Origin of the sequence: uncultured Planktosalinus sp., assembly GCF_963973675.1 — a bacterium.
Taxonomy (GTDB): domain Bacteria; phylum Bacteroidota; class Bacteroidia; order Flavobacteriales; family Flavobacteriaceae; genus Planktosalinus.
Genome location: NZ_CAXBAN010000068.1, coordinates 1 through 9016, shown reverse-complemented (window position 1 = coordinate 9016; position 9016 = coordinate 1). Strand labels below are relative to the sequence as shown.

Annotated in this window: 7 protein-coding genes and 1 pseudogene; 5 read left to right on the top strand and 3 right to left on the bottom strand. The window is 36.8% G+C overall.

Going from position 1 to position 9016, the window contains the following annotated elements; all coding sequences use genetic code 11:
• Positions 1 to 467, top strand: a pseudogene (locus AACY61_RS04220) (glycosyltransferase family 2 protein); the annotation flags it as partial.
• Positions 468 to 560: 93 nt separating this feature from the next.
• Positions 561 to 1421, top strand: a complete 861-nt coding sequence (locus AACY61_RS04215; RefSeq protein ID WP_339610340.1) for an OmpA family protein — start codon at positions 561 to 563, stop codon at positions 1419 to 1421.
• Between the two features lie 48 nt (positions 1422 to 1469).
• Here AACY61_RS04215 and AACY61_RS04210 read toward each other — a convergent pair whose 3' ends face one another.
• Positions 1470 to 2087: an L-threonylcarbamoyladenylate synthase gene (locus AACY61_RS04210; protein ID WP_339610339.1), complete on the bottom strand. Its 618-nt coding sequence runs from the start codon at positions 2085 to 2087 to the stop codon at positions 1470 to 1472.
• A 118-nt stretch (positions 2088 to 2205) separates the two neighbouring features.
• Here AACY61_RS04210 and AACY61_RS04205 point away from each other — a divergent pair, with 118 nt between their 5' ends.
• Positions 2206 to 3087, top strand: a complete 882-nt coding sequence (locus AACY61_RS04205) for an alpha/beta hydrolase (RefSeq protein ID WP_339610338.1) — start codon at positions 2206 to 2208, stop codon at positions 3085 to 3087.
• On the opposite strand, the gene AACY61_RS04200 is transcribed toward AACY61_RS04205, so the two are convergent.
• Positions 3084 to 3698: a potassium channel family protein gene (locus AACY61_RS04200; RefSeq protein ID WP_339610337.1), complete on the bottom strand. Its 615-nt coding sequence runs from the start codon at positions 3696 to 3698 to the stop codon at positions 3084 to 3086. The genes AACY61_RS04205 and AACY61_RS04200 overlap by 4 nt on opposite strands.
• A 10-nt stretch (positions 3699 to 3708) precedes the next feature.
• Complete coding sequence (locus tag AACY61_RS04195; RefSeq protein ID WP_339610336.1) at positions 3709 to 6027, bottom strand: UvrD-helicase domain-containing protein; 2319 nt, start codon at positions 6025 to 6027, stop codon at positions 3709 to 3711.
• Between the two features lie 192 nt (positions 6028 to 6219).
• Between AACY61_RS04195 and AACY61_RS04190 the strand changes: the two genes are divergently transcribed.
• Positions 6220 to 7446 (top strand): amidohydrolase, encoded by a 1227-nt coding sequence (locus AACY61_RS04190; RefSeq protein WP_339610341.1) that lies wholly within the window; start codon positions 6220 to 6222, stop codon positions 7444 to 7446.
• A 3-nt stretch (positions 7447 to 7449) separates the two neighbouring features.
• A partial coding sequence (locus tag AACY61_RS04185) for an FMN-binding glutamate synthase family protein (protein ID WP_339610335.1) occupies positions 7450 to 9016 on the top strand: 1567 nt, incomplete at its 3' end.

Sequence of the window (9016 nt, the reverse complement as noted above, 5' to 3'; positions counted from 1 at the left end):
ATTTTGATCAAGTAGGTGGTTTTGATGAAGACTATTTTGCACACCAGGAAGAAATAGATTTATGTTGGAGGTTTTTTAATGCAGGATTGGAATCAAAATACATTGGTTCATCAAAAGTGTTTCATCTTGGAGGGGCAACTTTACAAAACACAAACCCAAAAAAAACCTTTCTGAATTTTAGAAACTCACTCTTCAACTTGTTAAAAAACACACCCGGAAAGTCTGTGTCCACTGTTATTATAATAAGAATGATACTGGATGGTTTAGCAGGTATACAATTTTTAATCAGTTTTAAGTTTATACATTTTATTGCAATTCTGAAAGCACACTGTTCTTTTTACCAACATTTTAATAAAATGATCAAAAAGAGGACTAATACTACAAAATACAGTGCTTATTATCACAAAAAATCAATAGTTTTTTTGTATTTTGTAAAACAAATAAAACATTTTAAAGCAATTAAATAATCGTAGCCTAAATAATTGTTAACTATTAAAAAGTTGGCTCAATATTTGATAATTTTGATATTCAATTTAACTAAAAAAATAAAACCAAAAATTATGAAAAAAATAATCGTATTGGGTAGTGTAGTTGCACTACTATTTTCATCGTGTGTTTCTCAAAAAAAATATGCTGAGTTAGAGGAGCAACACAAAAACACTCAGGATATGCTTAACACTACCACCGTAAAGCTAAATTCCTGTTTAGAAGAAAGGGCTTCACTTCAAGCCAAAGCAAATTCCCTTGAAAGTCAGGTGGCATCCTTAAATGCTACTAACAAAGACTTAATCAGAAGTATTGGTGATTTTACAGATTTAACTAAAAAAGGAGCTGAAAATCTCGAACGCTCTTTAGAGAGTTTGCAGGAAAAAGACTTAACCATCAGAAAGCTTCAAGATGCTGTTACAAGAAGAGACTCTGTAAACCTTGCATTGGTTCAAAGTTTGAAAGGAGCTATCGGCAACCTGGATGATACCGACATTGAAATAAGCGTTGAAAAAGGCGTAGTGTATGTGAACATTTCTGACAAGTTATTGTTTTCAAGTGGTAGTTACAACATCACCAGCAGAGCAAAAGAAGTACTTGGAAAAGTTGCACAAGTGGTTAAAAGCAAACCTGATTTTGAATTCTTAGTGGAAGGACATACCGATACCGATCCTATTAGCCGTCCCGCCATAAAAGACAACTGGGATTTGAGTGTACTAAGAGCAACTGCTGTAGTAAGAATGCTACAGAAAGACTTTGGTGTTGACCCGGCAAGAATGACCGCAGGGGGTAGAGGAGAATATGTGCCTGTAGCAAGCAATGCAACTGCTGAAGGAAAATCTAAAAACAGAAGAACACGAATTGTAGTACTTCCAAAATTAGATCAGTTTTATGAAATGATTGAAGAAGGATTAAAAGACCCTGCAATTAACTAATTTGATTCAAAGAAAAAAATTAAAGCCTGGTTTTACACCGGGCTTTTTTTATATTTCCAATGATCCTTTTCCTTCTCTTACCAGCACCGGCTCACCCTGTGTTAAGTCAATTACTGTAGATGCAATGTTTCCACCATATCCACCGTCAATCACCACATCAACCAGTTTTTCCCATTTTTCATAAATCAGCTCCGGGTCTGTAGTATACTCTATGACTTCATCTTCGTCACGAATTGACGTTGATATAATGGGGCTCCCAAGTTCCCTTACAATGGCCCTTGCAATATTATTATTCGGCACACGCAAGCCAACCGTTTTTTTCTTTTTAAATACTGATGGTAAATTATTGTTGCCTTCAAGGATAAACGTATAGGGACCCGGCAACGCTCTTTTAAGCATTTTAAAGGTTGAAGTATCCATTTGTTTTACATACGCAGACACATCGCTTAAACTTTCACAAACAAATGAAAAGTTTGCTTTTTCAATTTTAACACCTCTTATCTGAGCTATACGCTCTAATGCCCGGTTGTTATTGATATCACACCCTAACCCATAAACAGTATCTGTAGGGTAAATAATGATTCCTCCATCACGAAGTACTTTCACAACCTCCTGAATCTGTTTTTCATTTGGATTTTCCTCATAAAGCTTAATAAATTTAGCCATAATCAAACTTTTTTAAATATTTCCAATACAAAATAACATAAAAGAAACTAGTATACGTTATTTTAATTAATATATTGAAGTTCCAATTTAAGTTAATTAAATTTTTTAAAAAATACTGATGAAAAGATACTTAATAATACTATTCGTTTCAATTCCATTTTTATTATTCAATGTTGCTTGTAGCTCAGATGATGAAAACACTACAAATCCAGAAACAATTCTGGAAGCTGAAGTCAGAATGAATGTTTCTTATGGAGAACACCCTAGCCAGGTATATGATTTATATCTACCTGAAGGAAGGACTCAAGAAAGCACAAAAGTCATAATCCTTGTTCACGGTGGGGGATGGACCTCCGGAGACAAAAATGATATGATTGAAATTGTCAATTTTTTACAGGCAAATCACCCTGACTATGCAGTAGCAAATATTAATTACGTGCTGGCTGAAATTGGGGTCCCTGCATTTCCTAATCAGTTTTTAGATCTGGGAAGTGTTCTTTCTCAACTCACTGAACAACAAAATGAACTACATATACAGCCGCAGTTTGGCCTTATTGGAACAAGTGCAGGTGCACATATATCATTGATGTATGATTCGGTTTATGACCTTTCAGACCAAGTAAAGTTTGTTGCCGACATTGTTGGCCCGTCAGATTTTACAGATCCTTTCTATGCAAACAATCCAAACTTTGAATTAGCACTTCAGCTTTTGACAGATACAAATGCTTACCCGCCGGGAAGTAATCTACCTGAAGTATTAAGCCCTGTTTTTCAGGTTTCAGAAAATACCTCGCCCACAATTTTATTTTACGGAAGCCTGGACCCCATCGTACCTATAAGTAATGGATTTGCTTTGGAAAATGCCTTAAACACAACCGGAATCAATTATTCATTTACAGTCTACGAAGGTGGTCATGGTGACGACTGGAGCACTGCTGATGTTCAGGATTTACAAACTAAACTGGAGCAGTTTATGCTAACACACTTGCCAATTGATTAGTTTTTAAAGCTGGAAGCCTTTTCATTGATATAAGAAATAGCAGTACCAAAAGAGGCAATACCACATACAATTAAAACAAATGTAATCAACTTTCCTATGTTGGTTACAGGATAAAAATCACCATAACCAACAGTGGTGATCGTGACAAAACTCCACCATAGTGCATCCTCTGCTGTCTGAATGTTCCCAACATCTTTTTCAACGTAAAGCACTGCTGTTGTTGACAACACTAAAATGGTAAATGCACTGAAAACAACAAATCCATACAAAGAAGCTGACTTGTTTTTAAGAACAAATTCAATTAACAACCTGATTGACTTAATAATTCTGAAAACCCTGAACACTCTGAAAACCCTGATAAACCGAAATTCAGAAACCAGTGGAATGGAAGATAATAAATCAAGCCAGCCAACAGTATAAAAATACTTCCATTTATTTTTTGCTTGTATGAGCTGACTGATAAAGTCATAAAGGAATATCAAACAAAGCATAAAGTCAAAATACTCAATCAATCTGTAAATTTCAGAATCTGAAGGAATAAAAAAAAGTGACGATAGTAATAGAATGCTGAAAATGGACAACAGCATAATAATAATATTTGTAACACTCATAGTTGAAAGTTTAGTTTTCTAACACATTCAATTTAGCAAACCGCAATAAAAGCTTTTTCAAACCACCATTCTCAAAATTAATCTCTGCTTTTTTATCAGCACCCACTCCATCGATATTTATAACTTTTCCTTTTCCAAATCTCATATGCTCAACAGTGGCTCCCTTCTTTATATCATTGTTAGCCTCCACTTTATTACCTCCCGGACTACTCACCGGTCGCAAACGTCTCAATTTTTTTAATTGTTCTTCAGAGGGGCCTTGGGGCGGTGTACCGTTTGCAGGTTTTCTTAATCTGAGCTTACTTTTGTCTACTTCATCAAAAATATCTGCATCAATCAGGGGTTTGTAACGGTTTTCTGTAATTGGAGTAAGATATTCCAGAAACGCTTCGTCAATTTCTTCTAAAAACCTGCTGGGTTCTGCATCTATCAATTTTCCCCAACGGTATCTTGTTTGCGCATACGTCAAATAGGCTTGCTTTTCGGCCCTTGTCAGAGCAACATAAAAAAGTCGGCGTTCTTCTTCAAGCTCTGCCCTTGTATTCATACTCATCCCACTTGGAAAAAGATCTTCTTCCAAACCTACTACATAAACATATGGAAATTCCAGTCCTTTTGCCAGATGGATAGTCATTAAGGCCACGCGGTCATCGTCTCCTTTTTCATTATCAAGATCTGTAGCAAGGGCAACATCTTCAAGAAATTCTGAAAGGGAACCCGAACTTTCAGCAAGTTCTTTTTGTTCCTCAACAAAATCCCGTAAACCGTTTAATAATTCCTCAATGTTTTCGATGCGGGCTATCCCTTCAGGAGTAGCATCCTTTTTTAATTCTTGGAGTAAACCAGTTTTCTTAACTACATGCTCTGCGATTTCAAATGCATTGTAACTTTCATTCAACACTTGAAAGCTTTGAATGGTAGTAACAAAACCCTGAAGTTTTCCTTTGGTTCCACTATTGATTTTCAGGTCAATTTTATCAATGTGCTCCATTACCTCAAAAATAGATCGCTTATAATGATTGGCAGCAACAATAAGTTTTTCAATAGTAGTATTTCCAATCCCTCTTGCAGGGTAATTAATTACCCTTTTTAAAGCCTCCTCGTCTTTGGGGTTTAATACCAACCTTAAATAGGCAATAACATCTTTGATTTCTTTACGTTGATAAAAACTCAACCCGCCATAAATCCTATAGGGAATGTCTTTTTTTCTGAGTGCATCCTCAATTGCTCTTGACTGGGCATTGGTACGATATAAGATTGCAAAATCATCATTATTGAGCTGGTGATTCATTTTATTTTCAAAAATGGAACTAGCAACAAACCTCCCCTCATCACCGTCAGTCATTGAACGGTTCACCAGAATTTTATTGCCTGATTCATTTGCTGTCCAAACTATTTTTTCAAGTTTAGTTTTGTTTTTATCTATTATGGAGTTGGCAGCTTCTACAATGTTTTTCGTAGAACGGTAATTCTGTTCCAACCTGTAAACCTTTACATCATCATAATCACGTTGGAAATTTAAAATGTTGTTGATGTTTGCTCCCCGGAAGGCATAAATGCTCTGCGCATCATCACCCACTACACAAATATTCTGAAACCGGTCAGAAAGTGCCCTGACTATTAAATACTGACTGTGATTGGTATCTTGATACTCATCAACCAATATATAGCGAAACCGATTTTGGTATTTTGCCAACACATCTGGAAAACGCGTGAGCAATTCATTTGTTTTTAAAAGCAAATCATCAAAGTCCATTGCTCCAGCTTTGAAACATTTGGCTACATACGCTTTGTAAATGTCTCCTAACCTGGGCATTTTTGCCATGGCATCGGCTTCCATCAATTCTGGGTTATTAAAGTAGGCTTTAACTGTTATCAAACTGTTTTTATATGAAGAAATGCGCGAATAAACCTGTTTGTATTTATAAACATCCTTATCCAAATTCATTTCTTTTATAATGGCCCTAATTACACTTTGAGAATCCTGTGTATCATAAATTGTAAAATTGGAAGGATACCCTAATTTTTCAGCTTCAATCCTTAATATTTTTGCAAAGACCGAATGGAAGGTTCCCATCCATAAGTTTTTAGCCTCAGAAGCACCCACGATTTCAGCAATTCGCTTTTTCATTTCACGTGCTGCCTTGTTGGTAAACGTAAGTGCTAAAACACTAAAGGCATCTACCCCCTGCTCCATCAAATACGCAATGCGATAGGTAAGTACTCTCGTCTTTCCTGAACCGGCACCGGCAATCACAATCATAGCTCCATCTTTCTGTAAAACAGGAGCTAATTGTGCTTCATTTAGTTGATTTAAATAATCCTGCAATGGCTTAATTTTAAAAAGGTGAAAATAAGAATTCAAGAGGTAAAAAACACATGCAATGTGTAATAATTACTAACAAGGTTTATGATTCCTCAAAAATTAATACCTTTAGGAAATAAATTCAAAAAAGAACTTGCTATGCGTTTTATGTACATCCTTGTTACCTTTCTTGTTTCTTCTCAGATTCAAGCTCAAATGGATGCTCAACTACAAAAAGACATTACAGCCATCGAGCAAAAAGTAATTGACTGGAGACATCATTTTCATCAAAACCCTGAACTCTCCAACCGTGAATTCAATACTGCCAAAAAAATCACTGAACACTTAAGAGCTATTGGACTGGAAGTTCAAACTGGTGTTGCCCACACGGGTGTTGTAGGTATATTGAAAGGAAATCAACAAGGGAAAGTTGTAGCGCTCAGAGCTGATATCGATGCTCTACCGGTTACAGAACGTAACGATTTGCCATTTAAAAGCGAAGTAACAACAACATTTCTGAATACAGAAACAGGAGTAATGCACGCCTGTGGACACGATGCTCACACAGCCATTTTAATGGGAGTGGCTGAAGTACTTACAAAAAACAAACACCTTCTGAATGGAACTGTAAAGTTTATTTTTCAACCCGCTGAAGAAGGACCACCACCGGGAGAAAACGGCGGTGCTAAAATGATGGTGGAAGAAGGAGTACTTAAAGACCCCAAAGTGGATGCCATTTTTGGTTTGCACATCAGCTCACAATTACCTGTAGGTACAATTGCATACCGCCCGGAAGGAATTATGGCTGCATCAGATTCATTTACCATAGAGGTTAATGGAAAAGGTTCGCATGGCTCCACACCCTGGACCAGTGTAGACCCAATATTAATTTCTGCTAAAATTATCGACGGTCTGCAAACTATTGTAAGCAGAGAGACTGAGCTTACAAAAGAAGCAGTAGTTATTACAGTCGGAAAAATTTCAGCCGGCACACGTCAAAATATCATCCCGGAAAAATCAGAAATGCTGGGAACTTTGAGAACACTTGATCACGATATGCGAGAAAAAGTGATGCTTCGCATGCAAGAAATGACTTCAACATTAGCAAAAGCCTATGGAGGAACAGCAAAACTTAGTTTTCACGAATACAACTATCCTATAACATTCAACGACCCTGATTTAACATCCAAAATGTTGCCTACCCTTAAAAATACTGCCGGAAATGAAAACGTAGTTCTCATTGATGCAATTACCGGAGCTGAAGATTTTTCCTTTTTTCAAAAGGAAGTACCCGGCCTATATTACTTTTTGGGAGGAATGACTCCCGGAAACCAGACACCCTATCCGCATCATACACCCGATTTTATGATTGATGACGCCGGAATGTTGCTTGGAGTAAAGTCGTTGTCTCAGCTTACCATTGATTTTTTAAATGCAAAATAATTTATGGAAACCATTTTTGAAGTTTTAAAATCGATTCCTTGGTGGGGATGGATACTTATCTTTTTTCTCTTAATTTTTATCAGTGATGTCTTTTTTCAAAAACGCTATTCTGTTTTACACAATTTTCCAATAGTTGGGCATATAAGGTATTTTTTGATAGGCATTGGTCCTGAACTAAGACAATATTTAGTGGCCAACAACAGAGAGGAAAAACCTTTTAATCGGATAGAACGGGAATGGATTTACAAATCTTCCAGAAGGGAAAACAACTATAAAGGTTTCGGCACAGATTCTGATATCTATGCTCATCAACATATTTTTATAAACAATGCGATGATTCCTTTCAAGTTAGAAAGAAATCATCCTAATGTTGAAAATCCTTCCTTTCTTCCATGTGCAAAAGTTATGGGTTTGTACAATCAAAGAAAAAAACCTTTCAGACCGGCTTCTATCATTAATGTTTCAGCTATGAGTTTTGGTTCTCTTTCAGCAAAAGCGATTGAATCCCTCAATGAAGGTTGTAAAAAATCTGGGGCCTACCACAATACAGGTGAGGGAGGCTTATCTTCTTATCACAGTAAGGGAGCTGATGTAATCTTTCATTTTGGAACCGGCTATTTTGGTGTCAGAGATGATAAAGGCAACTTTTCTATGGAAAAGTTGGTCGAATTGGTCAACAACAATCCGTTTATAAAAGCCATAGAAATTAAACTATCACAAGGAGCCAAACCCGGAAAAGGGGGCGTCCTTCCCGGAGCAAAAATCAGTAAGGAAATAGCAGGGATTAGAGGTGTGGAAGTGGGAAAAGATGTACTTTCCCCTCCCAATCACACAGCATTCAAAACCGTTCCAGAGTTGATGAGTTTAATAGAAGAAATTGCCGAAAAAACAGGGCTTCCCGTAGGTCTAAAGGCAGCAATTGGCAAATTGAACCAATGGGAAGAACTGGCAGAATTGATGGTTAAATCTGGAAAAGGGCCGGATTTCATCACTGTAGACGGTGGTGAAGGAGGAACTGGTGCTGCCCCGCCAAGTTTTGCTGATCACGTTTCCCTTCCTTTTGTATATGGATTTTCAGAACTCTATAAAGTATTCCAAAAAAGAAAACTCACTGAACGCATTGTTTTCATTGGAAGTGGAAAATTAGGATTCCCTGCAATTGCTGCAATGGCGTTTGGAATGGGCGTAGATGTAATCAATGTTGCCCGTGAGGCGATGATGAGTATTGGTTGTATACAAGCTCAACTATGCCACACTAACAGATGTCCCAGTGGCGTTGCTACCCAAAACAAATGGCTGCAAAATGGAATACACATTCCGTTAAAATCTGAAATGCACGCTCAATATTTTAAGACATTTAGAAAAGAGTTTTTAGAAATCACTCATGCAACCGGATATGAACACCCGTGCCAGTTTACCATGGATGATATAGAAGTGAATGCTGATGACATTAGTATTTCCCAAAACATCAGTTTGGCTTATCAGTATGAAAAAGATATAGTTCCCTTTTACGGGATGGATGCTTTATTTAACTGTCCTTTAGAAGCAGTAACAATAGTTTTATTTCCTA

Bases quoted from the DNA above. Each gene is read 5' to 3' on its own strand.
- AACY61_RS04215 (WP_339610340.1), top strand. From the start codon at position 561: ATGAAAAAAATAATCGTATTGGGTAGTGTAGTTGCACTACTATTTTCA.
- AACY61_RS04210 (WP_339610339.1), bottom strand. From the start codon at position 2,087: ATGGCTAAATTTATTAAGCTTTATGAGGAAAATCCAAATGAAAAACAG.
- AACY61_RS04205 (WP_339610338.1), top strand. From the start codon at position 2,206: ATGAAAAGATACTTAATAATACTATTCGTTTCAATTCCATTTTTATTA.
- AACY61_RS04200 (WP_339610337.1), bottom strand. From the start codon at position 3,698: ATGAGTGTTACAAATATTATTATTATGCTGTTGTCCATTTTCAGCATT.
- AACY61_RS04190 (WP_339610341.1), top strand. From the start codon at position 6,220: ATGGATGCTCAACTACAAAAAGACATTACAGCCATCGAGCAAAAAGTA.